This window comes from Pseudoxanthomonas winnipegensis (genome assembly GCF_004283755.1).
GTDB classification, from domain to species: Bacteria; Pseudomonadota; Gammaproteobacteria; order Xanthomonadales; family Xanthomonadaceae; genus Pseudoxanthomonas_A; species Pseudoxanthomonas_A winnipegensis.
In genome coordinates, this window is the sequence record NZ_SHMH01000007.1 from 175,874 (window position 1) to 198,970 (window position 23,097).

Consider the following 23,097-nt stretch of genomic DNA (forward strand, 5'->3'; position numbering starts at 1 on the left):
GGTGCAGCCAGTCTCCTCCCTCCTCGCACCGCCACGATATCGGCGCAGCGCCTCCACGGCTGCCGGGCAACACCCCGTCGGCGTGTAGGAAAAGTCCTACCCCCCAGGCCGGCCCGATCGGGTACCGGAAGCGGCGGGGGTACCATAGGCGTTCATTTCAAAGCTTGAGCGCCATGGATACCGCACGCCTTGACCGTTTCGTCGGGCAGCTGTGGGACGCACAGATCGTCCCGCAGCTGGTCGAATACATCCGCATCCCCAACAAGTCGCCGATGTTCGATGCCGACTGGGTCGCCAACGGCCACATGGCCAAGGCCGTGACGCTGATGGAGACGTGGGCGCGCGCGCAGCCCATCGCCGGCCTGCAGGTGGAGGTGATCCAGCTGGAAGGCCGCACGCCGCTGATCTTCCTGGACATCCCGGCCAGCGGCGCGGGGACCGGCGAAGACTGCGTGCTGCTGTACGGCCACCTGGACAAGCAGCCGGAGATGACCGGCTGGGACGAGGACCTGGGGCCCTGGAAGCCGGTGCTCAAGGGCGACAAGCTCTTCGGCCGCGGCGGCGCCGACGACGGCTACGCGATCTACGGCTCGCTGGCGGCGATCATGGCGCTGCAGGAACAAGGCCTGCCGCATGCGCGCTGCGTGATCCTGATCGAGGCCTGCGAGGAGTCGGGCAGCTACGACCTGCCCGCCTACGTCGACCACCTGGCCGAGCGCATCGGCCGGCCCTCGCTGGTGGTGTGCCTGGATTCGGGCTGCGGCAACTACGAGCAGCTGTGGTGCACGACCTCGCTGCGCGGCATGGCCGGCGGCAACTTCACCGTCGAGGTGCTCAGCGAAGGCGTGCACTCGGGCGATGCCTCGGGCATCGTGCCGTCCAGCTTCCGCCTGCTGCGCCAGCTGCTCTCGCGCCTGGAGGACGAGACCACCGGCAGGATCCGCGTGGAGGAACTGTTCGTGGAGATCCCGCCCGAGCGTCTGGAGCAGGCCGGCAAGGTGGCCCAGGTACTGGGCGATGAGGTCTACGACAAGTTCCCGTTCCTGGACGGCATGACGCCGATGTCCGACGACCTGACCGAGTTGGTGCTCAACCGCACCTGGCGCCCGGCGCTGTCGATCACCGGTGCCGACGGCCTGCCGCCGCTGGCCTCGGCCGGCAACGTGCTGCGCCCGCAGACCTCGGTGAAGATCTCCCTGCGCCTGCCGCCCACGTTGGACGGCAAGCGCGCCGGCGAGATCCTGGACGAGGTGCTGTTGCGCGATCCGCCCAATGGCGCCCACGTCGAGCTGAAGCTGGAGAAGTCTTCCACCGGCTGGAACGCGCCGCCGCAGTCGCCGTGGCTGACCCAGGCCATCGAGGACGCCTCGCAGGCGGCCTTCGGCAAGCCGGCGATGTACATGGGCGAAGGCGGCACCATCCCGTTCATGGGCATGCTGGGCGAGAAGTTCCCCGGCGCGCAATTCATGATCACCGGCGTGCTGGGGCCGCATTCCAACGCGCACGGGCCCAACGAGTTCCTGCACATCCCGATGGGCAAGCGGGTGACGGCCTGCGTGTCGCATGTGCTGGCCGCGCACCACGCCGCCAGCGTGGCCGGCCTGACCAGCGGCACCGCGGCGGTGGCCGGCGGCAAGGCGCACGGCGAGCACGGCTGCTGCTGAGGCAAGGCATGAACGCAGAGGAACGCGCGTCGGCGGCCTGCCCTCCGCCGCCATTTTTCGCCCCAAGTGGCGGTGCTAGGCTGCGCCGATCATCCCCGAGGGCATGCGCATGAGCGGACTGTTCGGCAGCGAGAGCTGGCTCTACATCATCCTGGTCGGCTTCGTGGTCGGCCTGCTGGCACGGCTAATCACGCCCCACAGCGCGCGCATGGGCTGCCTGCTGACCATTGGCCTCGGCATCGTCGGCGCGGTGCTGGCCGGCTGGTTCGGCCGGCAGATGGGCTGGTATGCGGCCGGCGAACCCGCCGGCTTCTTCGGCGCCCTGCTCGGCGCGGTAGTGATCCTGGGGCTGACCAGTCTGTTCACCCGCCGCTGAGTCCACGGCACGGCAGTCCTGAAAACCAGGAAGGCCATCCTCGCGGATGGCCTTCCTTTTTTTCTCAGTCTGTCGCGATCAGCGCTTGCCGTGGCGCGCGTGCATCGCGTGCTCGTGGTCGAGCCAGTTCTCGCCCTTGTTCTTCAGGAAGAAGATGTACACCAACAGCGAGATGAACATCACCACCGTGGCGTAGATGATGAAGGCGTCCATCTGCTTGGCGCCCTTGGCCCACTGGTACAGCATCGGCGCGGTGCCGCCGAAGACCGAGTTGGCCAGCGCGTAGCCCAGGCCCACGCCCAGGGCGCGGATGTAGGTCGGGAACAGTTCGGCCTTGACCACCGCGTTGATCGAGGTATAGCCGGTGAGGATCACGAAGCCGATCACCAGGATGGCGAAGGCCGCGCCGAACGTGGTCTGCTGCGGCAGCGCGGTGATCAGGTACCAGGTGTAGCAGACGCTGCCCACGCCGAAGAACACCAGCAGGCTCTTGCGGCCGATGCGGTCGGACAGCCAGCCGCCGAGCGGCTGCAGCAGCATCAGCACCGTCAGCGCCGCCAGGTTGAGCGTGGTGCCCTTCATGATGTCGTCGCCGGCGAAGGCGGTCTGGATCATCTTCGGGCCGGTCACCGAATAGGTGTAGAAGGCCAGCGTGCCGCCCGCCGTGATCAGGAAGCACAGCAGCAGCGGGCGCCACTGGTTGACGAACAGTTCGCGCAGCGAGCCGGACTTGCGCGCCGCGCCGGACTTGGCGTCCTCGATGGCGGCGCTGGACAGCGATTCGTCCATCGTGCGGCGCAGCCAGAACACCACGATCGCCGACACGCCACCGATGGCGAAGCCCACGCGCCAGCCCCACTCCACCACGTGCTCGCGGGTGAAGAAGGTCAGCAGCAGGAACAGCGTCAGCTGGGCCAGCACATGGCCGCCCACCAGGGTGACGTAATGGAACGAGGACAACAGGCCGCGATGCCCCGGCACGGCGGCCTCGGACATGTAGGTGGCGCTGGCCCCGTATTCACCACCGGTGGCGAAGCCCTGCAGCAGGCGCGCCAGCACCAGGAACACCGCCGCCCACACGCCGATGGTCGCGGCGGTCGGCACGATGGCGATGCCGAACGAACAGATCGCCATCAGCGTCACCGACAGCGTCAGCGAGGCGCGGCGGCCGTGGCGGTCGGCGAAGCGACCGAAGAACCAGGCGCCGATCGGACGCATCAGGAAGGTCACCGCGAAGATCGCCCACACGTACAGCGTGGCGTTCTTGTCGCCGGCGGAGAAGAACTTGGATTCGAAGTAGGTCGCGAAGACCGAATAGACGTAGACGTCGTACCACTCGACCAGGTTGCCGGCCGAGCCTTTGAGCGTGTTGGAGATCGAGCGTTTGAGGCTGTGGTGGCTCTGCGCCATCGGATCGGCGGTGGTGGCGGTCGGTACGCTCATGCGGTCCTCGCTGTGATGAGGGGGGGAATGGATCGCCTTCGCGCCTTGGCGCCGGACGGCTTGGGCCATGCTGACGGCCTGGGCCGTGAGCGCAGCGCGAGGGCAGTCGAACGTTATAAACGCCGAAGGCCCGCCTGTGGGGCGGGCCTTCGACTTATTGGCTATGCCGCAGCGGCGGCTCAGGTGCGGCCGTACTGGTCCTCGAAGCGGACGATGTCGTCCTCGCCCAGGTAGCTGCCGGACTGGACCTCGATCAGCTCCAGCGGCAGGCGGCCGGGATTCTTCAGCCGGTGGGTCACGCCCAGCGGGATATAGGTGCTCTGGTTCTCGGTGAGCAGGATCACCTCGTCCCCACGCGTGACCTCGGCCGTGCCGCTCACCACGATCCAGTGCTCGGCGCGGTGGTGATGCATCTGCAGGCTCAGCGTCGCGCCCGGGTTAACGGTGATGCGCTTGACCTGGAAGCGCGCGCCCATGTCGATCGAGTCGTACGCACCCCAGGGGCGGTAGACCTTGCGATGCAGGACCGCCTGGCTGCGCTCGTCGTGCTTGAGCTGGGCCACGACTTTCTTGACGTCTTGCACGCGGTCCTTCTTGGCCACCAGGATCGAATCGTCGGTCTCCACCACCACCACATCGTCCAGGCCGACCAGCGCGACCAGGCTTTCGGCGTAGACGTAGCTGTTGCGCGTGTCCACGGTGATCACGTCGCCCTCGACCGCGTTGCCGTTGGCGTCCTTCTCGGTCACGTCCCACAGCGCCGACCACGAGCCGACGTCGTTCCAGCCCACGTCCAGCGGCAGCACCTTGGCGTCGGCGGTCTTCTCCATCACCGCGTAGTCGATCGAATCGGACGGCGAGGCCGTAAAGGCGTCCTTGTCCAGGCGGATGAAGTCGCCGTCGCGCTTGGCCTTGGCCAGCGACTCGCGCACCGCCGAGACCATCTGCGGGTTGAACTTCTCCAGCTCTTCGACATAGCGGCTGGCCTTGAACAGGAACATGCCGCTGTTCCAGTAGTAGCCGCCCTCGGCCAGATACTGGGCCGCGGTGTCCGCGTCGGGCTTCTCGACGAAGCGCAGCACCGGCTGCACGCCCTGACCGCCGCCTGCCTGGATATAGCCGAAGCCGGTCTCGGCATGGCTGGGCACCACGCCGAAGGTCACCAGCGCCCCGGCCTGGGCGGCCGGGCTGGCCTGCTCGACCGCGTTGCGGAAGGCTTCGGGGTTGGTGATCACATGATCGGAGGGCAGCACCAGCAGCAGCGGGTCCTGCCCGTCCTCCAGCGCGCACAGCGCCGCGGCGGCGATGGCCGGCGCGGTATTGCGCGCGACCGGCTCGAGCAGGATGCGCGGCTGCGGCGCGCGGATCTCGCGCAGCTGTTCGGCCACCAGGAATCGGTGCCCTTCGTTGGCCACCACCAGCGGCGGCAGCGAGGTCAACGGTTCGACCCGCAGCCAGGTCGCCTGCACCATCGTCTTTTCGTCTCCCAGCGGCAGGAACTGCTTGGGATAGGCTTCGCGCGACAGGGGCCACAGGCGTGTGCCGGAGCCGCCCGACAACAGGACGGGTTGCAGTTTGCTCATGGTGTCAGAGTCTCTTCCGTGGGGATATCGGGCTCAGTGTACCCTGCGCACCCCGACCTGAATGCGGCACGTTCCATGAACGAGGCGTCCTCGCCTTCGAGCCCACACGCACGCGCGGACCAGCGACTTTCCTGGGCGCGCATCACACTGAATGCGCCCGCTCTGTCACTGCAGCGGGCCAGTGTGGACGCCGGCCAGCGCAGCTATTGGCGCACCCAGGGCGCGGCCGAATCGCTGATCGTGATGGACTCCCCACCCGGGCTGGAGGACGTGCGCCCGTGGCTGTCCTGGCACGCGCTGCTGGAAGACGGCGGCGTGCGCGTGCCGAGGATCCTGGCGCGCGATGTGGACGCCGGCTTCCTGCTGCTGGAAGACCTCGGCCAGCCGACCCTGGCGCAGTTGCTGTCGCGCGATCCGGCGCAGGCCGATGCCTGGTTCGACGCCGCCTTTGACCAGCTGCTGATGCTGCAGGCGATCGCACCGCCGGAAGGCACGGGCGTGTTCGGCGAGGCGCTGCTGCAGCGCGATGCCGGGCTGTTCGAGGAATGGTTCCTGCGCCGGCATCTGGGCATCGAACTGGACTGCGACGCCAGCGACGGCCTGGAGCTGGTCCAGCGCCGCCTGATGGACAACGCCCTGGGCCAGCACAAGGTGCTGACCCATCGCGACTTCATGCCGCGCAATCTGATGCCGGTACTGCCGGGCCCGGCGGTGCTGGATTTCCAGGACTGCGTGCGCGGACCGGTCGCCTACGACGCGGTGAGCCTGTTCAAGGACGCCTTCCTGAGCTGGCCGCTCGAACGCGTGGACGGCTGGCTGCTGCGCTACCACGCGCGGGCGCTGCAGGCCGGCGTGCCGGTGCCGGCCTCGGCGCAGACCTTCCTGCGCGATGCCGACTGGATGGGCATCCAGCGCCACCTCAAGATCCTCGGCATCTTCTGCCGCCTGCACTACCGCGATGGCAAGTCGCAGTACCTGCCGGACCTGCCGCGCTTCATCGCCTATCTGGACCAGGTGCTGCCGCGCCATCCGCAGCTGCAGCCGCTGCAGCAGCTGTTGGACCAGCGCATCCGCCCGGCCCTGGCGGCGCGCAGCGCATGAAGGCGCTGATCTTCTGCGCCGGGCTGGGTGAGCGCATGCGGCCGCTGACCGACCACACGCCCAAACCGCTGCTCGAGGTGGGCGGCGCGCCGCTGGTCGTCTGGCATCTGCGCAAGCTGGCCGCGATCGGCGTGACCGACGTCGTCATCAACCTCAGCTGGCTGGCCGACCAGTTCCCGCGCGCGCTAGGCGATGGCAGCGCCTTCGGCGTCCGCATCGCCTTCTCGCACGAGGGCCCGGTCCCGCTGGAGACCGGCGGCGGCATGCTGCACGCGCTGCCGCTGCTGGGAGAGGCGCCGTTCCTGGCGGTCAACGGCGATGTGTGGACCGATCTGGACTTCGCCACGCTGCCGCGCGCGCCGGCCGGCGACGCGCATCTGGTGATGATCGACAACCCGCCGCACCATCCGCGCGGCGATTTCTGTTTCAGCGACGGGCATCGCCTGCAGCCGCGCCGCGACGATGCGCAGAACTTCACCTATTCGGGCATCGGCGTGTATCGCCCCGAGATCCTGCGCGACTGGCGCGCGGCGTTCGAAGCGGCTGACCCCAATCCCGGACTGGACGCACAGCCGCCCCGCTTCCCGCTGGCGCCCCTGCTGCGCGCGGCGATGGCGCGCGACGCGGTCACCGGCCAGCACCATGCCGGACGCTGGACCGACGTGGGCACACCGCAGCGTCTGGCCGAACTGGACGCGCAGCTGCGCGCCGGGGGCGTGGGAGCCGCCACAACGGCGATGGAGCTTTCGAAGTAGCGCCCATCGCCGCCATTGGCCAATGGCCACAACGGCGGCCCCACCTGTAGAGCGGAGCTTGCTCCGCTAGGGCTTTCCCGATGGTCTAAACGAAACGCAGCGGAGTCCCCAAAAGGGGATTGCCACAAGCTCCGCTCTACAAGGAGACCGCGACGTGATCGGAGCAGACAGTTGCGCCCACAGATGTGGCGCAGGCCAAGCGCGACCGCAGGCCCTACTCCTCCGCCAGCACCTGCCGCAGGAAGGGCACGGTCACCCGCCGCTTGGCCGCCAGCGAGGCACGATCCAGGCGTTCGATCAGATCGACCAGCTGCGCCGGTTCGCGCACGGTGCGGGTCAGCATCCAGTCCACCGCCGCGTCTTCCAGCACCAGCCCGCGCCGGGCAGCGCGATCGCGCAGCAGCGCCGCGCGCCCGGCGTCATCCAGCGGGCGCAGCACGATGCGCGCGCATTGCGCCAGGCGCGAGCGCAGGTCGGGCAGGACCAGGCCGATCGCATCGGGCACATCGGCGGCGGTGTAGAGCAGGCCGATGCCGGCCGCACGCGCGCGATTGTGGAAGTCGAACAGCGCGATCTCATCGGCGCGATCGCCGGCGATGGCCTCCAGGCCGTCCAGCGCCACCAGGGCATGGCGTTCCAGGCCGTCGAGCGCCTGCTGCAGGTGGCCGGCCGCCGCCTTCAGTGGCAGATAAGCGGCCTCGCGCCCGCTCTCGCCGGCCGCCGCGCAGGCCGCCAGGGCCAGGTGGGTCTTGCCGGCGCCGTGCGCGGCCGCGACGTACAGCCAGTCGGCCTCCGGCGCGCGCGCCAAGGCCTGCAGCTGCGCCAGCGCGCCGGCCGGCGCGCCGATGAAGCTTTCGAAGCGCTGATCAGACGGGGTCCGCAGCGCCAGCGGCAACTGCGGCACGCTCATGGCGAGGAGGGATCCTGCGGCGGATGCAGGCCTTCGACCGGCGTGCGCTGTGGATCGAGCAGGATGGTCGGCTGCCCGCCGGCATAGAGCTGGCTGTGGGTATAGCGCTCGTGCGCATAGCGCAGCAGCACATTGGCCACCGCGGCGATCGGCAACGCCAGCAGCATGCCCAGGAAGCCGAACAGCTGGCCGCAGGCCAGCACGGCGAAGATCACCGCCACCGGATGCAGGCCGATGCGATCGCCGACCAGCTTGGGCGTCAGCACATAGCTCTCGATCACCTGCCCCACCGCGAATACCACCGACACCAGCACCAGGTGCTTGACGTCGCCGTACTGCATCAGCGCGGCGATCAGGCCCATCGCCACGCCGCTGGTCGGCCCCAGATACGGCACGAAGGTCAGCAGGCCGGCGATCAGGCCGATCAGGATGCCAAGGTCCAGGCCCACCGCCCACAGCCCGGCGCCGTAGAGCACGCCCAGGATGATCATCACCAGCAGCTGGCCCTTGAGGAAGCCGCCCAGCACCTCGCTGGACTCGCCCGCCAGCCGGCTGACCACGCCGATCTGGTTGCGCGGCACCATCGCCGCCACGCGGCCGACGATCAGGTCCCAGTCGCGCAGGAAGAAGAAGGCGATGACCGGGATCAGCACCAAGTTGGCCATCCAGCCGAACAGCGCGAAGCCCGAGCGGGACACATAGCCCCACAGGGTGTAGGCCACCCCGCCGGCCCGCTCCCAGTTGCTGCGCAGCAGCCCCCAGATGTGGGTGAAGTCCAGGTACTCGGCCACGCGCACGTTGAAGCGGCCCTCGATCCACGGCAGGGCCACCTGGTAGAACCACTGCTGATAGCGCGGCAGCGACCGCACCAGGATCGAGATCTGGTCCTGGATCGTCGGCACCAGCAGCAACAGCACCACGGTGATGGCCAGCAGCATCACGAAGAACACCACCGTGACCGAGATCCCGCGCGACCAGCCGCGCGCCTCCAGCCGGTCCACCAGCGGATCGCCCATCCAGCCCAGGATCGCCGCGCAGGCGAACGGGGTCAGCACCGGCGAGAGAATCCACAGCAGCCACACCAGGGCGGCCGCCAGCGCCGCCCACTGCAGCCGGCGCAGGAACTGGGCGATGACCTGCAGCGGGTCCTCGATGATCATGGGTGCACCGTCCTGGGCGTCAGCGCGCGGGTCACTTGAGGTAGAACTGCGGCGGATTGCCGTCGCCGCCGACCAGCGGGCCATCCTGTCCGAGCATGCGCTGCAGGCCTTCGACGCCACTGAGCAGATCCAGGTCCAGCTCAAGCACATCGCCCTGTGCGCGCACCGGCGCGATCCGGCGCACCACGGCGGTCTGCTGCAGCGCCGCCGACAGGCGCACGTAGTCCTCGGCGCTGCGGATGCCGCTGACGAGGATCCGGTAGGTGCCCGGCTGACCGCCGACGGCCTGCTTGGCATAACGCTTGACCAGCGCATCGGCGGCCACGTCGGCGCCGGTGGCCATGGCCTGGCGGGCGTCGGCGTTGTCGCTGGACGAGGTCGCCAGCACCTTGCCGCTGTCCACGAAGGTCCAGTCGGCGACCCAGCCGGACTTGCCGCGGTAGAGCTTGCCGATCAGCTGCATCGGCGGGGCATAGCGGGCCGAGGCGCTCGCCACCGCCGCCGTGTCGCCGCGCCAGATCGCCGCGGCCAGCGCGGCCTCGGCCGCGGTGCCCTGCGGCAGGCCCAGGCGGTAGCCGCGGTCCACGGCGCGGTCCAGCACCGAGCGCGCCGCGCCGGACTGCTGCACACCGACCAGACGCGGGCCCGAGCCGTCGTCGATGGCCAGCCACAGCACCGGCTTGGCGCGCGGCTGCGGCCAGACCGGCAGGCCGAGCACGCTGGCCAGCACGTCGACCTTCTGCGGGTCGAAGCGGGCGATCAGGGTGGTGCGGAAGGACGGCGCGCCGGTGGCCGAGGTGCCCTGGTCCTGCCGGTAGTCGTAGCTGTCCAGATAATTCTTGGCGTTGCGCAGCTCGGCGGCCACGCCGGGGCGCGTGGCGGCGTTGCGATCGCCGCTAACCTTGCCCAGTACCTGCCCGAGCGCGCGCGCCAGACCGCCGTTGCGGTCGCCCTCGCTCTGGCTGGGCACCGTGACCTCGGCCTCGTAGAGGCCCTGGGCCTTGGCGACGTCGCCCTCGGTGCGCAGCGCGTCCTGCGCCACGGCAGGAAGTGCGCAGAAAAGGAGGAGGGCGGCAGCAGCGGCCAGGGCGTGCAAACGGCGCATCGAGCGTCCTAAAGTCAACAGCGAATCGTGCGGATTGTTGCCCGAACGGCCCGCCACCGCCAGCACGCCCCGTTCACGCCGCGCACGCCGAGGGACGCACTTCCCTTAAAATGCGCCCCCGCCTCCCTCAGATCCGGCCGCCTTGTGACCCAGCCCAACCCGCCCGCCGCCACGCCCATGACCTACCGCGACGCGGGGGTGGACATCGACGCCGGCAACGCCGTGGTCGAACGGATCAAGCCGCTGGTCAAGCGCAGCTTCCGGCCCGAGGTGATGGGCGGCCTGGGCGGCTTCGGCGCCCTGTTCGACCTGTCCGGCAAGTACCGCAAGCCGGTGCTGGTCTCGGGCACCGACGGCGTCGGCACCAAGCTCAAGCTGGCCCAGGAGCTCGGCCGCCACGACACCATCGGCATCGACCTGGTCGGCATGTGCGTCAACGACGTGCTGGTGCAGGGCGCCGAGCCGCTGTTCTTCCTGGACTACTTCGCCACCGGCAAGCTGGACGTGGACACGACCGTGGCCGTGGTCGGCGGCATCGCCAAGGGCTGCGAACTGTCCGGTTGCGCGCTGATCGGCGGTGAGACCGCGGAGATGCCCGACATGTACGCCCCGGGCGAATACGACCTGGCCGGCTTCACTGTCGGCGCGGTCGAGAAGGCCGAGATGCTCGACGGCAGCGCCGTAGGCGAAGGCGACGTGCTTATAGGCCTGGCGTCCTCGGGCGCGCACTCCAACGGCTATTCGCTGATCCGCCGCATCTACGACCGCGCCGGTCGCCCCGCCGAGCTGGACATCGGCGGCGTGCCGCTGATCGATGCGCTGATGGCGCCGACCACCCTGTACGTCAAGCCGGTGCTGGCGCTGCTGCGCAGCCACGGCGCGGGCGCGGGCAAGCCCATCCACGCCATGGCCCACATCACCGGCGGCGGCCTGACCGAGAACATCATCCGCGTCGTGCCCGACGGCCTGGGCCTGGACATCGACGCGAGCGCCTGGCCGCTGCCGCCGCTGTTCCAGTGGCTGCAGCAGGCCGGCGCGGTGGCCGACGAGGAGATGTGGCGCACCTTCAACTGCGGCATCGGCTTCGTGCTGATCGCCGACGCGGCCAGCGCCGCGGCGCTGGAGACCAGCCTGGACCAGGCCGGCATCGGCCACTGGCGCATCGGCCAGGTGGTGGCCGCCGGCGCCGGCGAGCGCGTGCGGATCGGCTGACGGCCCGGCGCTTGCCCTGCCCCCGCTCCGGGCGCCGCGCATGACCCTGCCACGCATCGCGGTGCTGGCCTCCGGGCGCGGCAGCAACCTGCAGGCGATCCTCGACGCGATCGCGCAAGATCGGCTGGACGCGCGCCTGGTCGGCGTCTTCTCCGACCGCCCGCAGGCCGGCGCGCTGATGCGCGTGCCGCCGGAACTGCGCTGGTCGGCCAGGCCGTCCAGTTTCGAGAGCCGCCAGGCCTACGAACGGGCGCTGGCCGACGCCCTGGCCGCCTCCGGCGCCGACTGGATCGTATGCGCAGGCTATATGCGCATCCTGGGCGAGGCGCTGATCGCGCGCTTCGCCGGGCGCATGCTCAACATCCACCCCTCCCTGCTGCCGCGCCACCGCGGCCTGCACACCCATGCCGCAGCGCTGGCCGCCGGCGACACAGAACATGGCTGCAGCGTGCATTTCGTCATTCCCGAGCTGGATGCCGGCAGCCTGATCGCCCAGGCGCGCCTGCCCGTCGAGGCCGGCGAAACGCCCGAGACCCTCGCCTCGCGCGTGCTGGCACTCGAACACCGCCTGCTGCCCGCGGTGCTGCGCCTGGCCGTGGCCGGGCGGCTGTCTGAACGTGATGGCACGACCTACGTCGATGGTCAGCCGCGATTTACGCCGCTGACACTAGATTCCCTCGAACGGCGCATGCCCCACCCCGAAGCGACCCCGTGAAGACCATCCTGCTGACCGGCATCCTGCTGCTCGCCTGTGCCGTGCCCGCAACCCAGGCCCAGCAGGCGCCGGCTACGCCCAACGCAACACCGCCCGCCGCCCCAACGGCCGCCGACAGCGCCGCGCCGGACGCTCCCCAGCCCTGGACGCTGGCGCCGTTCACCGCCACCTACGAGGCCTGGTACAAGGGCAAGCGCGCCGGCGATGCCACCTTGCAGGTGGTGCACCGCGAGGGCAACCAGTGGCGGCTGGACCTGGAGATCCGCGGCGAGCGCGGCGTGGCCAGCCTGCTGCGCCTGAACATCCAGCAGAGCACGGTGTTCGACGTCACCGACACCGGTGCCGGCATCCTGCTGCGGCCGCTGAGCCAGAGCACGGTGCGCAAGGCCGTGTTCGGCGACAAGCAGCAGACCGGCAGCTACGACTGGCGCAGCAATACCGCGCAGTGGGAAGGCAAGGTCGACAAGGACCGGCGCGCGCCGGTCCCGCTGAAGGCCGGCGACATGAGCTCGCTGCTGCTGGACTTGGCGATCATGCGCGACGCCAAGCCGGGCGCGGCGCTGGACTACCGCGTGGTCGACAACGGCCGCGCGCGCCAGTACCAGTACGCGGTCGCCCCGCAGACCGAGATCGTGCAGGTCGGCGAACTCAGCTACGACGCCATGCGCGTGGCCCGCACCAACGGCGGCGACCGCGAACAGATCTTCTGGGTCGCCTCGGGCGTGCCCACCCCCGTGCGCATGCTGCAACGCGACGATGGCGAGGACGCCATCGACCTGCGCCTCATCGATTACCAGGGAGTGCAATGACATGACATCCAACCCGATCCGCCCGCTCAAGGCGCTGGCCGCCATCGCCGTGCTCGCCCTGGCCGCGGCGCCGGCCCTGGCCCTGCAGCCGTTCAACGCCACCTACCAGGCCAGCGCGATGGGCATGCAGGGCAACGGCCAGATGACCCTGGCCGCCCAGGGCGCCGGCAAGTGGAAGTACGACCTGAACGTGCGCAACCAGTTGGTCAACCTGACCCAGTCCACCACCTTCGAGGAGAAGGACGGCCAGTTCCGTCCGCTGTCCTCCAGCGATGCCTCGCTGGTGCTGGTCAAAAGCAAGCAGGTGAAGACCGCCTACGACTGGGCCAGCAAGCAGGCCACCTGGAGCGGCGACATCAAGGACAACCGCCGCGGCCCGGTCGCGCTGGAGCCCGGCGACATGGACGCGCTGCTGGTGAACCTGGCCATCGTGCGCGACGTGCACGCCGGCAAGCAGACGCTCAACTACCGAATGCTGGAGAACGGCAAGGCCACGCCGATGAGCTACCAGGTCACCGGCAAGGACACCATCACCATCGCCGGCAAGCAGGTCACCGCAACCAAGGTCAGCCAGACCGAGGGCAAGAAGCAGATGATCGTGTGGGTGGTGCCGGACATGCCGGTGCCGGTGCGCATGCTGCAGCGGGAGAACGGTCAGGACTCCTACGACCTGACCCTGACCTCGTTCAACTGATCCGCGGCGCGGGTTCCTAGCGAACCCGTGGGAGCAGCTGTCTCTCAGATCGAGCGCAGCCTCCTTGTAGAGCGGAGCTTGTGGCAATCCCCTTTGGGGGACTCCGCTAGGGCTTCCCGACGATCCGGCCGAAAGGCAGCGGAGCAAGCTCCGCTCTACAAGTGGGAGCCGCCCTTGTGGCGGCGCCCGCATTTTTTTGGAACGACTCAAGCCGGCGGCATCTGCGCGATGCCGCGCATGCCGCCTACTTCTTCGCCTCGCCCGCTTGCGCCGGATGCAGCTCGGTGCGGCATTCGACGCGGATCTGCGTGCCGCTGCTGCGCCACTTGTAGGTGGTGCAGGTGCGATTGCCTTCGGTGGTCTTCTCCGCGACGACCGCGTAATAGGACTGGGCGATCTCCTGGCCGGTGACCTGGCCGTTGCCGTCCCAGTCCATGTCCTTGCTGGAGATGCCGCTCAGACCGGCCGCGCCGATCCAGGCCATCCACGCCACCGCCAGCAGCGCGATCCCCACCAGCGTCAGCAGCGCACGGCGCCGACGCGAGAACACCGGCGTTCCGGTGCGGCGCTTGATCATCGTCATGACGCGCGCCTGATGGTGGCGCCCAGCGCGCCGAGCTTGCCTTCGATGTTCTCGTAGCCGCGGTCCAGGTGGTAGATGCGGTCGATCGTGGTCTCGCCGCTGGCCACCAGGCCGGCCAGGATCAGCGAGGCCGAGGCGCGCAGGTCGGTGGCCATGACCGGAGCACCGGACAGCTGGGCGGCGCCGCGCACGATGGCGGTATGACCCTCCACGCGGATGTCCGCGCCCAGGCGCAGCAGCTCGTTGACGTGCATGAAGCGGTTTTCGAAGATCGTCTCGTTGATCACGCCCACGCCCTCGGCCACGCAGTTGAGCGCCATGAATTGCGCCTGCATATCGGTCGGGAACGCCGGGTACGGCGCGGTGGTCAGATCGACCGCCTTGGGCCGCTTGCCCTGCATGTCCAGGGTGATCGTGTCGGCCGTGGTCTCGATGTGCGCCCCGGCCTCGGTGAGCTTGTCCAGCACCGCCTCCAGCGTGTCCGGACGCGCGCTGCGCGCGGTGATCCTGCCGCCGGTCATCGCCGCGGCCACCAGGAAGGTGCCGGTCTCGATGCGGTCCGGCACCACCGCGTGGCGGCCGCCGCCGAGGCGCTCGACACCATGGATGACGATGCGCGAGGTGCCCGCGCCTTCGATCCGCGCGCCCAGCGCGTTGAGGCAGTCGGCCAGGTCGGTGACCTCCGGCTCCATCGCCGCGTTCTCCAGCACCGTGGTGCCTTCGGCCAGCGTTGCGGCGGCCATGACGTTCTCGGTGCCGGTGACGGTGACCATGTCGAACACGAAGCGCGTGCCCTTCAGCCGCGCCGCGCGCGCCTTGATGTAGCCGTTCTCGACGGTGATGTGCGCGCCGAGCGCCTGCAGGCCCTTGATGTGCTGATCAACCGGACGCGAACCGATGGCGCAGCCGCCCGGCAGCGACACCACCGCCGCGCCGTGGCGCGCCACCAGCGGGCCCAGCACCAGGATCGAGGCGCGCATGGTGCGCACCAGTTCGTAAGGAGCCACGAAGCGGTCCACGGTGCTCGGGTCGATGGTGATGCGGCGCCCCGCGCCGTCGCCGCCCTCGTCGATCTCGACCCCGGCGCCGATGCCGCTCAGCAGCTTCACCGTGGTGGCCACATCGTGCAGGTTGGGGACGTTGGTGATCTCCACCGGCGCGTCGGCCAGCAGCGTGGCGCACAGGATGGGCAGCACGGCGTTCTTGGCGCCGGAGATGGTGACTTCGCCGTTGAGCGGCGCGCCACCGGTGACGATGATCTTCTGCATGGAGCTTGGGGATGTCCGAAAGGGAACGCGACCGCGCTTAGGCGGCTTCGTCGGGGGTGACGGTCTTGAGTTGCAGGGCGTGGATCGCGCCGCCCATCAGGTCGCCCAGGGTGGCGTAGACCATGCGGTGGCGCGCCAGCGGCAGCTTGCCCTTGAACGCCTCGCAGACCACGGTGGCCTCGAAATGCACGCCGTCATCGCCCTGCACGCGCGCCTGGGCGCCGGGCAGGCCCGTCTGGATGAGTTCACGGATGGTTTCGGCGTCCAACGGCCTTTCCTCCTAAAATGGCCGACCATTCTAAGCCCAGGCCATCGCCCCCGATGCCTTCCACCGCGCAGCACAGCGTTCCCGTCGACGATGCCGCCCTGGCCGCCAGTGGCCGTCGCGCGGTGCAGATCGAGGCCGACGCGCTGACCGCGCTGGCCCAGCGCATCGACGGCCCGTTCTCGGCCGCCTGCCGGATGGTGCTGGCCGGCGCCGGGCGCGTGGTGGCCATGGGCATGGGCAAGTCGGGGCATATCGCGCGCAAGATCGCCGCGACCCTGGCCTCCACCGGCACGCCGGCCTTCTTCGTCCACCCCAGCGAGGCCGGTCACGGCGACCTGGGGATGATCACCGACGCGGACATCGTGCTGGCCATTTCCTACTCCGGCGAGTCCGACGAGATCCTGATGCTGCTGCCGGTGCTGCGCCGCCAGGGCAACCTGGTGATCGCCATGACCGGGCGCCCGGCCTCGACCCTGGCCCGCCAGGCCGACCTGCACCTGGACGTCAGCGTCCCGGCCGAGGCCTGCCCGCTGCACCTGGCACCGACCTCCAGCACCACCGCCACCCTGGCCATGGGCGACGCGCTGGCCGTGGCCCTGCTGGAGGCGCGCGGCTTCACCTCGGAGGACTTCGCCCGCTCGCATCCGGCCGGCAGCCTGGGCCGGCGCCTGCTGGTGCACATCAGCGATGTCATGCACACCGGCGAGGACGTGCCGACCGTGTCCCAGCACGCCACCCTGGCCCAGGCGCTGGTGGAGATGAGCCGCAAGCGGCTGGGCATGACCGCCGTGGTGGACGACCAGCGCGTGCTGCGCGGCATCTTCACCGACGGCGACCTGCGCCGCGCCCTGGACAATGCCGGGCTGGACATCCACACCACGCCCATCGCCAGCCTGATGACCCATCACCCCGTCACCATCGGGCCGCAGGCGCTGGCCACCGAGGCCGCGCGCCTGCTGGAAACCCGCAACATCGGCAGCGGCCTGATCGTGGTCGACGCCGACCAGCGCGTGATCGGCGCGCTCAATGTTCACGACCTGTTGCGTGCACGCGTGGTGTAAGAACCACGCCACCTGCGCCTATTCATGAAGGACCGCCCCGTTTTGACCGCCCATGCCCACCTGCCCGACGTCACCGACGCCCTGCTGCAACGCGCCGCGCGCGTGCGCCTGGCCTGCTTCGACGTCGACGGCACGCTGACCGACGGCGGGCTGTTCCTGGATGCCGAGGGCCGTGAAGGCAAGACCTTCCATGTGCAGGACGGGCTGGGCCTGGTGCTGCTGCGCCGGCATGGCATCGAGGTGATGCTGGTCACCGCGCGCAGCGGCCAGGTGGTCGAGCACCGCGCGCGCGAACTGGGCATCGGCGTGCACCAGGGCGTCAAGGACAAGCTGGGCCTGGTCGAGCGGCTGTGCGCCGAGCGCGGCCTGGCGCTGGAGCAGGTCCTGTTCATGGGCGACGACCTGGCCGACCTGACCACGCTGCGCCGCGTCGGGCTGGCGGTGGCGCCGGCCAATGCCCATCCCTGGGTGGCGCCGCTGGCGCACTGGACGACCCCGGCCGGCGGCGGCCATGGCGCCGCGCGCCAGGCCTGCGACCTGGTGCTGGCCGCGCAAGGGCATGTCGAGCGGCTGCTGCAGGAGGGCGCCGCATGAACTGGCGCATGGGGCTGGGACTGGCGCTGCTGGTGGCGCTGCTGCTGTTCGGCTGGTCGGCCTGGAACAATCGCAAGAAGTCGCACACCAGTGGCCCGGCCGCGCAGTCGGACTACATCATGCACGACTTCGAGATGGTCACCCTCAACAAGGACGGGACCGAGGGCGTGACCCTGCGCGCGCCGGAGATGCACCGCACCGCCAGCGATGAGACCTTCAGCATCACCACCCCGCTGTTCCTGATGCCCGACAAGGACGGGCACCACTGGGAGATGCGCAGCAAGAGCGCCTGGGTGGCGGCCAAGGGCGAGAAGGCGGTGCTGACCGGGGATGTGGTCGGCAACAGCCCGCCCGAGGCGGCCACGCGCTCGACCTTCGCCACCAGCCGGCTGGACGTCTTCCCCGACCAGCACGTGGCCAGCACCGACCAGCCGGTCACCCTGACCCAGCCCGGAAGCACCCTGCAGGGCACGGGTTTCGAAATCAATACGCAGACCCAACAATACAAATTCAAGTCCAAGGTGAAATCCCGCTATGTCCCCAAATCCGCGCAATAAGACCGGTCTGGCCGCACTGGTGGCCGCCTGCCTGCTGGCTGTGGCGGGGGGCGCGCTGGCGAAGAAGTCCGACCGCAACGAGCCGATGAGCATCGAATCGGCCAGCAGCGACGGCACCTTCGCCGACGATGGCGTGACCAATCTGTCGGGCAATGTGGTGATCATCCAGGGCACGCTGGAGGTGCATGCCGACAACGGCCAGATCTTCCGCAAGAATGGCGAGATATCGCGCGGCATCTTCACCGGCAAGCAGGCGCGCATGAAGCAGATCAACGACGACGGCACGCCGATCGACGCCACCGCCGACCGCATCGACTACGACGTGCTCAACAATACAGTCACCCTGACCGGCAACTACAAGATCACCTCCCCCCGCGGCACCAATGCGGGCGAGAAGATGGTCTACAACACCGTGACCGGCAACATGCAGAGCGGCGGCGACGGCAACCGCGTGCGCACCGTGATCCAGCCCAAGAACAAGGCCCCCGCCGCGGGCGCCGCGCCCGCTCCCGCCAAGCCGGGGACCAAGTAATGCTGTCGGCCCAGGGACTGCGCAAGCGCTACAAGCAGCGCGAGGTGGTGCGCGAATTCGGCCTGACCCTCGACCAGGGCGAGGTGGTCGGCCTGCTCGGCCCCAACGGCGCCGGCAAGACGACCTGCTTCTACATGATCGTGGGACTGGTCTCGGCCGACGCCGGCAACATCGTGCTGGACGGCCAGGACATCACCAGCGAGCCGATGTACCGCCGCGCCAAGCTCGGCGTGGGCTATCTGCCGCAGGAACCCTCCGTGTTCCGCAAGCTGACCGTGGCCGACAACATCCGCCTGGTGCTGGAGCTGCGCGAGGACCTGGACAGCGACGGCGCCGAGCGCGAGCTGGCCTCGCTGCTGGAAGAGCTGCAGATCAGCCATGTCGCCGACCAGTTCGGCGCCAGCCTGTCCGGCGGCGAGCGCCGCCGCGTGGAAATCGCCCGCGCCCTGGCCGCCAGGCCGCGTCTGATGCTGCTGGACGAGCCCTTCGCCGGCGTGGACCCGATCTCGGTCGGCGAGATCCAACGCATCATCACCCACCTCAAGGACCGCGGCATCGGCGTGCTGATCACCGACCACAACGTCCGCGAAACCTTGGGAATCTGCGACCGGGCGTATATCCTCGCCGAAGGCAGCGTGCTGGCGCAGGGGGCTCCGGACGAACTGCTGGCCAACGCGGACGTCCGTCGCGTCTACCTGGGAGAGACCTTCCGGCTGTAAGGCGCGCGTGGCGGACGCGGTAGGCGTTCGGTCCGCTATCCTGACGGTTCGCGAATGAAGCCACGCCTCCAGACATCGCTGGGCCAGCAACTGGTCATGACGCCGCAACTGCGTCAGGCGATCCGTCTGTTGCAGATGTCCGCGGCCGAATTGGAGGCCGAGATCACCGAGGCGGTGGAGACCAACCCCCTGTTGGACTGGGCCGAGGACGGCCCCGATGCCCAGGCCGGCGGCGTCGAACACGCCGACCACGCCCCGGCCGACGAGCCGCCCGAAGAGCGCCAGCCCGAGCGCGAGGACTGGCAGGCCGACGAGAATCCCTGGAGCAACGAGGGCGGCGGCGGGTCCGGCGGCTCGTTCGACGACGACGACAACCCCGGCAGCGCGGCCGAGCGGGTGGCCCAGACCGACAGCCTGCAGGACCATCTGCTGTGGCAGCTGCATCTGTCGCAGCTGTCCCTGCGCGACCGGCGCATCGGCGCGGCGGTGATCGACGCCATCGACGACGACGGCTATCTGCGCACCGAGCTGGCCGAGATCGCCCAGACCCTGCGGCCGGAGGTCGTGGCCGGCGAGGACGAGATCCAGGCGGTGCTGTGCCAGCTGCAGCGCTTCGATCCGGTCGGGGTCGGCGCGCGCTCGCTGGGCGAGTGCCTGTGCCTGCAGCTGGACGTGCTCTCGGCCGACACGCCCGGCCGTGCGCTGGCGCTGACCATCGCCCAGGGCGCCCTGCTGGAGAAGCTGCCGCGCAGCGGCGTGGCCGGCCTGGCCAGCGAGCTCAAGCGCCCCCAGGCCGAGGTCGAGGACGCCGTGGCGCTGCTGCGCTCGCTGGATCCCAAGCCGGGCGTGCAGATCGGCGAACTCAGCCAGGACACTTATGTGGTGCCCGACTGCGTGGTCTGGCGCCAGAAGGGCATCTGGCGCGCGGCCCTGGCCAGCCAGCATCTGCCGCGGGTGTCCATCCACCGCGGCTACGAGTCGATGATCCGCCAGTGCAGCGAGTCGGACGCCGGCTACCTGCGCGGCCACCTGCAGGAGGCGCGCTGGCTGCTCAAGAGCCTGGAGGCCCGCGGCGATACCCTGCTCAAGGTCACCCGCTGCCTGATCCATCAGCAGGCCGGCTTCCTGGAATTCGGCGAGGCCGCCCTGCGCCCGCTGACCCTGCGCGAGGTCGCCGGCGAGGTCGGCCTGCACGAGTCCACCGTCTCGCGCGCCATCGCCCGCAAGTACGTGCGCACCCCGCGCGGCACCTTGCCCCTGCGCGCGTTCTTCGCCTCGGGGGTGAGCACCGAGGGGGGCGGGGAAGCCTCCAGCACCGCCATCCAGTCGATGATCCGCAAGCTGATCGAGTCCGAAAACCCGCGCAAGCCGCTGTCCGACGCGAAGCTGGCCGACCTGTTGAAATCGTCAGGCGTGCCGGTGGCCAGGCGCACGGTGGCCAAGTATCGTGAGGCCATGGACATCCTGTCCTCGCACGAGCGCGTGCGGATGGGCTGATCCTTGCGATTGGCGGCAGGTTCACCTGCCACCTGCCAGCTTGAACACCGGGCCGACCGGTGCGAACTTGAACCCAACCCCGCCAACCACAGGAGCAGCAAGGAACCCCACACCCGCCCGGTTTGTCCCAACAACCGACGCAACAACCACTGCAGGAGACAATGCGATGCGAATCGAGACATACGGCCAGTCGATGGAAGTCACCCCCGCACTGCGTGACTACGTCGAGACGAAACTCAAGCGCCTTGAACGACATTTCGACCAGCCGCTCGAATGCCGCACGCAACTGGGGTTCTCCAAGCCCGACTACGTGGCCGAAGCCACGATCAACTTCTCCGGCCGCACGCTGCACGCCGACGCCGGCGCCGAAACCATGTACGCGGCCATCGACATCCTGGCCGACAAGCTGGACCGGCTGGTGCTCAAGCACAAGCGCAAGCAGATCGACCGCCAGCGCGGCCGCGGCGAGAACGCCGACTGAGCCTGTCCCGGCCACGATGCATCCTCACCAGACGGCGGCCCTTCGGCCGCCGTCTGCGTTATGGCGCCGCGCCGCGCGGCCGCGCGCGTGGATGTGTCACCGGCACGTCGTATCATCGCGCTTCGATGCCGCTTTCCCCGACGCCATGAATTCCAGCATCACCGCCAGCGAGCTGTTCGAGCAGATGAAGGACAAGCTGGGCCTGCGCTGGATCGCCGGGCGGGCCGGCGGCAAGCGCCAGATCGACACCGCCGGCAAGGTCAAGCGCCGGCCCTCGCTGGCCGGCTACCTCAATGCGATCTATCCCAACAAGGTGCAGATCCTGGGCACCGAGGAGCTGGCCTGGCTTGACGGGCTGGATTCGCGCCAGCGGTGGGAGACCATCGAGAAGATGATGGCCGACCGGCCGCTGGCGCTGGTGATCAGCAAGAACCAGTCCTGCCCCGAGGACCTGCGCGCCACCGCCGAAGAGACCGAGACCCCGCTGTGGGTCTCGCCGCGCCGCGGCCACGAGCTGCTCAACTTCCTGTCCTACCACATGGCGCGCACGCTGGCGCCGCGGGTGACGCTGCACGGCGTGTTCATGGAGATCTATTCCATCGGCGTGCTGATCACCGGCGAGGCCGGTTCGGGCAAGAGCGAGCTGGCGCTGGAACTGCTGACCCGCGGCCATCGCCTGGTGGCCGACGACGCGCCCGAGTTCACCCAGATCGCGCCGGACGTGCTCGACGGCACCTGTCCGGAACTGCTGCAGGACCTGCTGGAGGTACGCGGGCTGGGCGTGCTCAACGTGCGCGACATGTTCGGCGACACCTCGGTGAAGAAGAACAAGTACCTGCGCCTGATCGTGCACCTGACCCGGCCGATGACCGAGCCCGGCGTGCACGGCTACGACCGCCTGACCGGCGACTCGGGCGCGCGCCACGTGCTGGACCTGGACGTGCCGCTGATCACCCTGCCGGTGATGCCCGGCCGCAACCTGGCGGTGCTGACCGAGGCGGCCACGCGCCTGCATATCCTGCGCACCAAGGGCATCGACCCGGCGGCGATGTTCATCGCCCGCCACAGCAACCTGCTGGAGCGCAGCACGCCATGAGTCAGGCCCCGACCGACGAGGGCGCCAAGCCCGCCGAACCGGCGCAGGCGCCGTTCGTGCTGATCGTCAGCGGCCTGTCCGGCTCGGGCAAGTCGGTGGCGCTCAAGACGCTGGAGGACCTGGACTACTACTGCGTGGACAACCTGCCCATCGAGCTGCTGCCGGACTTCATCCGCAGCCTGATGCGCGAGGACGTGCTGCCGCAGAAGGTCGCCGTGGGCATCGACGTGCGCAACCGCCACAGCGATCTGTCCAGGCTCTCGCTGTGGCGCGCGGCGGTGGGGCGGCTGGGGCTGGACGCCAAGCTGGTGTTCTTCGACTCGGAAGACGCGGTGCTGCTGCGCCGCTACTCGGACACGCGCCGGCGCCACCCGCTGAGCCATACCGGCCTGTCGCTGCCCGAAGCGATCGCGCGCGAGCGCCAGGTCACCCAGCCGCTGCGGCTGGAGGCGGACCTGGTGATCGACACCAGCCAGCTCAACGTGCACCAGCTGCGCCGCCGCGTGGTCGGCGAGTTCGCCTTCGACAGCCGCGACGCGCCCTCGCTGCTGTTCGAATCCTTCGCCTACCGCCGTGGCGTGCCGGCCGATGCGGACTTCGTGTTCGACGCGCGCGTGCTGCCCAACCCGCACTGGCAGCCCGAGCTGCGCCCGCTGACCGGCCGCGACGCCCCGGTGCGCGAATACCTCGAGGCGCAGGACGACGTGCAGCGCTATGTGCGGCAGGTCAGCGAATTCCTGGATACCTGGCTGCCGCGCCTGCGCGGGGAGACGCGCAGCTACGTGACCGTGGCCTTCGGCTGCACCGGCGGCAAGCACCGCTCGGTCTTCCTCACCGAGCGACTGGCCGAACACGCCCGCACCCAGGGCTGGGACCAGGTCGCCACCTTCCACCGCGAACTGGACTGACGCGCT

Annotated in this window: 25 protein-coding genes; 17 read left to right on the plus strand and 8 right to left on the minus strand. The window is 69.5% G+C overall.

Annotated elements, in window-relative coordinates; translation table 11 throughout:
• The first annotated feature begins 173 nt into the window (after positions 1–173).
• Positions 174–1,664 carry a M20 family metallopeptidase gene (locus tag EAT51_RS14695; RefSeq protein ID WP_130561780.1) on the plus strand — a complete coding sequence of 497 codons (1,491 nt, stop codon included), beginning with the start codon at positions 174–176 and terminating at the stop codon, positions 1,662–1,664.
• Positions 1,665–1,773: 109 nt separating this feature from the next.
• A complete protein-coding gene (locus tag EAT51_RS14700; RefSeq protein ID WP_130520958.1) occupies positions 1,774–2,040 on the plus strand; it encodes a GlsB/YeaQ/YmgE family stress response membrane protein in 267 nt (88 codons plus the stop codon).
• A gap of 78 nt (positions 2,041–2,118) precedes the next feature.
• Here the strand turns inward: EAT51_RS14700 and EAT51_RS14705 are convergent, their stop codons facing one another.
• Together EAT51_RS14705 and EAT51_RS14710 are read right to left on the minus strand one after the other, a co-directional pair.
• Positions 2,119–3,483: an MFS transporter gene (locus tag EAT51_RS14705; protein WP_130520960.1), complete on the minus strand. Its 1,365-nt coding sequence runs from the start codon at positions 3,481–3,483 to the stop codon at positions 2,119–2,121.
• A 179-nt stretch (positions 3,484–3,662) separates the two neighbouring features.
• Positions 3,663–5,066: a mannose-1-phosphate guanylyltransferase/mannose-6-phosphate isomerase gene (locus EAT51_RS14710; protein WP_130561781.1), complete on the minus strand. Its 1,404-nt coding sequence runs from the start codon at positions 5,064–5,066 to the stop codon at positions 3,663–3,665.
• A 75-nt stretch (positions 5,067–5,141) separates the two neighbouring features.
• Here EAT51_RS14710 and EAT51_RS14715 point away from each other — a divergent pair, with 75 nt between their 5' ends.
• Both EAT51_RS14715 and murU read left to right on the plus strand, forming a co-directional pair.
• On the plus strand, positions 5,142–6,167 hold the full coding sequence (locus tag EAT51_RS14715; RefSeq protein ID WP_130561782.1) for an aminoglycoside phosphotransferase family protein: 1,026 nt from the start codon (positions 5,142–5,144) through the stop codon (positions 6,165–6,167).
• A complete protein-coding gene (gene murU / locus EAT51_RS14720) occupies positions 6,164–6,922 on the plus strand; it encodes an N-acetylmuramate alpha-1-phosphate uridylyltransferase MurU (protein WP_130561783.1) in 759 nt (252 codons plus the stop codon). The genes EAT51_RS14715 and murU overlap by 4 nt, the downstream gene beginning before the upstream one ends.
• 214 nt (positions 6,923–7,136) lie before the next feature.
• Here murU and hda read toward each other — a convergent pair whose 3' ends face one another.
• Genes hda through EAT51_RS14735 form a run of 3 tightly spaced genes read right to left on the minus strand, consistent with a single transcriptional unit; the run spans position 7,137 to position 10,097 of the window.
• Positions 7,137–7,832 carry a DnaA regulatory inactivator Hda gene (gene hda / locus EAT51_RS14725; protein WP_130520968.1) on the minus strand — a complete coding sequence of 232 codons (696 nt, stop codon included), beginning with the start codon at positions 7,830–7,832 and terminating at the stop codon, positions 7,137–7,139.
• Positions 7,829–8,989 (minus strand): AI-2E family transporter, encoded by a 1,161-nt coding sequence (locus EAT51_RS14730; protein ID WP_425599582.1) that lies wholly within the window; start codon positions 8,987–8,989, stop codon positions 7,829–7,831. Before EAT51_RS14730 ends, hda begins: the two co-directional genes overlap by 4 nt.
• 34 nt (positions 8,990–9,023) lie before the next feature.
• The gene (locus EAT51_RS14735) at positions 9,024–10,097 is read right to left on the minus strand and encodes a DUF2066 domain-containing protein (protein WP_130520972.1); all 1,074 of its coding nucleotides are present in this window, start codon (positions 10,095–10,097) and stop codon (positions 9,024–9,026) included.
• 177 nt (positions 10,098–10,274) lie between these two features.
• Here EAT51_RS14735 and purM point away from each other — a divergent pair, with 177 nt between their 5' ends.
• The 4 genes from purM to EAT51_RS14755 are packed head-to-tail and all read left to right on the plus strand — an operon-like array spanning position 10,275 to position 13,527.
• Positions 10,275–11,309, plus strand: coding sequence for a phosphoribosylformylglycinamidine cyclo-ligase (purM, locus tag EAT51_RS14740; protein WP_130561803.1), 1,035 nt, complete (start codon positions 10,275–10,277; stop codon positions 11,307–11,309).
• Positions 11,310–11,349: 40 nt separating this feature from the next.
• Positions 11,350–12,024, plus strand: coding sequence for a phosphoribosylglycinamide formyltransferase (purN, locus tag EAT51_RS14745; protein WP_130520974.1), 675 nt, complete (start codon positions 11,350–11,352; stop codon positions 12,022–12,024).
• Positions 12,021–12,833, plus strand: a complete 813-nt coding sequence (locus tag EAT51_RS14750; RefSeq protein WP_130520975.1) for a DUF3108 domain-containing protein — start codon at positions 12,021–12,023, stop codon at positions 12,831–12,833. Before purN ends, EAT51_RS14750 begins: the two co-directional genes overlap by 4 nt.
• Before the next feature lies 1 nt (position 12,834).
• Complete coding sequence (locus tag EAT51_RS14755) at positions 12,835–13,527, plus strand: DUF3108 domain-containing protein (RefSeq protein WP_130520977.1); 693 nt, start codon at positions 12,835–12,837, stop codon at positions 13,525–13,527.
• A 244-nt stretch (positions 13,528–13,771) separates the two neighbouring features.
• Here EAT51_RS14755 and EAT51_RS14760 read toward each other — a convergent pair whose 3' ends face one another.
• Genes EAT51_RS14760 through EAT51_RS14770 form a run of 3 tightly spaced genes read right to left on the minus strand, consistent with a single transcriptional unit; the run spans position 13,772 to position 15,646 of the window.
• A complete protein-coding gene (locus tag EAT51_RS14760; RefSeq protein WP_130520979.1) occupies positions 13,772–14,110 on the minus strand; it encodes a hypothetical protein in 339 nt (112 codons plus the stop codon).
• Positions 14,107–15,378, minus strand: a complete 1,272-nt coding sequence (gene murA / locus EAT51_RS14765; protein ID WP_130520982.1) for a UDP-N-acetylglucosamine 1-carboxyvinyltransferase — start codon at positions 15,376–15,378, stop codon at positions 14,107–14,109. Before murA ends, EAT51_RS14760 begins: the two co-directional genes overlap by 4 nt.
• A gap of 37 nt (positions 15,379–15,415) precedes the next feature.
• Entirely contained in the window at positions 15,416–15,646 is a 231-nt protein-coding gene (locus EAT51_RS14770; protein WP_130520984.1) for a BolA family protein, read from the minus strand.
• A 53-nt stretch (positions 15,647–15,699) separates the two neighbouring features.
• On the opposite strand from EAT51_RS14770, the gene EAT51_RS14775 reads away from it, so the two are divergent.
• From EAT51_RS14775 to rapZ, 9 genes are all read left to right on the plus strand, one after another.
• Complete coding sequence (locus tag EAT51_RS14775; RefSeq protein WP_130520986.1) at positions 15,700–16,707, plus strand: KpsF/GutQ family sugar-phosphate isomerase; 1,008 nt, start codon at positions 15,700–15,702, stop codon at positions 16,705–16,707.
• Positions 16,708–16,749: 42 nt separating this feature from the next.
• Positions 16,750–17,301, plus strand: a complete 552-nt coding sequence (locus EAT51_RS14780) for a KdsC family phosphatase (protein WP_228257951.1) — start codon at positions 16,750–16,752, stop codon at positions 17,299–17,301.
• Positions 17,298–17,858 carry an LPS export ABC transporter periplasmic protein LptC gene (gene lptC / locus EAT51_RS14785; RefSeq protein WP_130520990.1) on the plus strand — a complete coding sequence of 187 codons (561 nt, stop codon included), beginning with the start codon at positions 17,298–17,300 and terminating at the stop codon, positions 17,856–17,858. Before EAT51_RS14780 ends, lptC begins: the two co-directional genes overlap by 4 nt.
• Positions 17,836–18,390: a lipopolysaccharide transport periplasmic protein LptA gene (gene lptA, locus EAT51_RS14790; RefSeq protein ID WP_130520992.1), complete on the plus strand. Its 555-nt coding sequence runs from the start codon at positions 17,836–17,838 to the stop codon at positions 18,388–18,390. Before lptC ends, lptA begins: the two co-directional genes overlap by 23 nt.
• The gene (gene lptB / locus EAT51_RS14795) at positions 18,390–19,109 is read left to right on the plus strand and encodes an LPS export ABC transporter ATP-binding protein (RefSeq protein ID WP_130561785.1); all 720 of its coding nucleotides are present in this window, start codon (positions 18,390–18,392) and stop codon (positions 19,107–19,109) included. The genes lptA and lptB overlap by 1 nt, the downstream gene beginning before the upstream one ends.
• A 54-nt stretch (positions 19,110–19,163) precedes the next feature.
• A complete protein-coding gene (locus EAT51_RS14800; RefSeq protein WP_130520996.1) occupies positions 19,164–20,606 on the plus strand; it encodes an RNA polymerase factor sigma-54 in 1,443 nt (480 codons plus the stop codon).
• Positions 20,607–20,772: 166 nt separating this feature from the next.
• Positions 20,773–21,087 (plus strand): ribosome hibernation-promoting factor, HPF/YfiA family, encoded by a 315-nt coding sequence (gene hpf, locus EAT51_RS14805; RefSeq protein WP_130520998.1) that lies wholly within the window; start codon positions 20,773–20,775, stop codon positions 21,085–21,087.
• Positions 21,088–21,232: 145 nt separating this feature from the next.
• A complete protein-coding gene (gene hprK / locus EAT51_RS14810) occupies positions 21,233–22,183 on the plus strand; it encodes an HPr(Ser) kinase/phosphatase (protein WP_130521000.1) in 951 nt (316 codons plus the stop codon).
• Positions 22,180–23,091, plus strand: a complete 912-nt coding sequence (gene rapZ, locus EAT51_RS14815) for an RNase adapter RapZ (protein ID WP_130521002.1) — start codon at positions 22,180–22,182, stop codon at positions 23,089–23,091. The genes hprK and rapZ overlap by 4 nt, the downstream gene beginning before the upstream one ends.
• Positions 23,092–23,097 lie beyond the last annotated feature (6 nt).

What these genes read in the sequence shown, in the direction of transcription:
- EAT51_RS14695 (WP_130561780.1), top strand. Translation starts at nt 174, where the DNA reads ATGGATACCGCACGCCTTGACCGTTTCGTCGGGCAGCTGTGGGACGCA.
- EAT51_RS14700 (WP_130520958.1), top strand. Translation starts at nt 1,774, where the DNA reads ATGAGCGGACTGTTCGGCAGCGAGAGCTGGCTCTACATCATCCTGGTC.
- EAT51_RS14705 (WP_130520960.1), bottom strand. Translation starts at nt 3,483, where the DNA reads ATGAGCGTACCGACCGCCACCACCGCCGATCCGATGGCGCAGAGCCAC.
- EAT51_RS14710 (WP_130561781.1), bottom strand. Translation starts at nt 5,066, where the DNA reads ATGAGCAAACTGCAACCCGTCCTGTTGTCGGGCGGCTCCGGCACACGC.
- EAT51_RS14715 (WP_130561782.1), top strand. Translation starts at nt 5,142, where the DNA reads ATGAACGAGGCGTCCTCGCCTTCGAGCCCACACGCACGCGCGGACCAG.
- murU (WP_130561783.1), top strand. Translation starts at nt 6,164, where the DNA reads ATGAAGGCGCTGATCTTCTGCGCCGGGCTGGGTGAGCGCATGCGGCCG.
- hda (WP_130520968.1), bottom strand. Translation starts at nt 7,832, where the DNA reads ATGAGCGTGCCGCAGTTGCCGCTGGCGCTGCGGACCCCGTCTGATCAG.
- EAT51_RS14735 (WP_130520972.1), bottom strand. Translation starts at nt 10,097, where the DNA reads ATGCGCCGTTTGCACGCCCTGGCCGCTGCTGCCGCCCTCCTCCTTTTC.
- purM (WP_130561803.1), top strand. Translation starts at nt 10,275, where the DNA reads ATGACCTACCGCGACGCGGGGGTGGACATCGACGCCGGCAACGCCGTG.
- purN (WP_130520974.1), top strand. Translation starts at nt 11,350, where the DNA reads ATGACCCTGCCACGCATCGCGGTGCTGGCCTCCGGGCGCGGCAGCAAC.
- EAT51_RS14755 (WP_130520977.1), top strand. Translation starts at nt 12,835, where the DNA reads ATGACATCCAACCCGATCCGCCCGCTCAAGGCGCTGGCCGCCATCGCC.
- EAT51_RS14760 (WP_130520979.1), bottom strand. Translation starts at nt 14,110, where the DNA reads ATGACGATGATCAAGCGCCGCACCGGAACGCCGGTGTTCTCGCGTCGG.
- murA (WP_130520982.1), bottom strand. Translation starts at nt 15,378, where the DNA reads ATGCAGAAGATCATCGTCACCGGTGGCGCGCCGCTCAACGGCGAAGTC.
- EAT51_RS14775 (WP_130520986.1), top strand. Translation starts at nt 15,700, where the DNA reads ATGCCTTCCACCGCGCAGCACAGCGTTCCCGTCGACGATGCCGCCCTG.
- lptC (WP_130520990.1), top strand. Translation starts at nt 17,298, where the DNA reads ATGAACTGGCGCATGGGGCTGGGACTGGCGCTGCTGGTGGCGCTGCTG.
- lptA (WP_130520992.1), top strand. Translation starts at nt 17,836, where the DNA reads ATGTCCCCAAATCCGCGCAATAAGACCGGTCTGGCCGCACTGGTGGCC.
- lptB (WP_130561785.1), top strand. Translation starts at nt 18,390, where the DNA reads ATGCTGTCGGCCCAGGGACTGCGCAAGCGCTACAAGCAGCGCGAGGTG.
- EAT51_RS14800 (WP_130520996.1), top strand. Translation starts at nt 19,164, where the DNA reads ATGAAGCCACGCCTCCAGACATCGCTGGGCCAGCAACTGGTCATGACG.
- hpf (WP_130520998.1), top strand. Translation starts at nt 20,773, where the DNA reads ATGCGAATCGAGACATACGGCCAGTCGATGGAAGTCACCCCCGCACTG.
- hprK (WP_130521000.1), top strand. Translation starts at nt 21,233, where the DNA reads ATGAATTCCAGCATCACCGCCAGCGAGCTGTTCGAGCAGATGAAGGAC.
- rapZ (WP_130521002.1), top strand. Translation starts at nt 22,180, where the DNA reads ATGAGTCAGGCCCCGACCGACGAGGGCGCCAAGCCCGCCGAACCGGCG.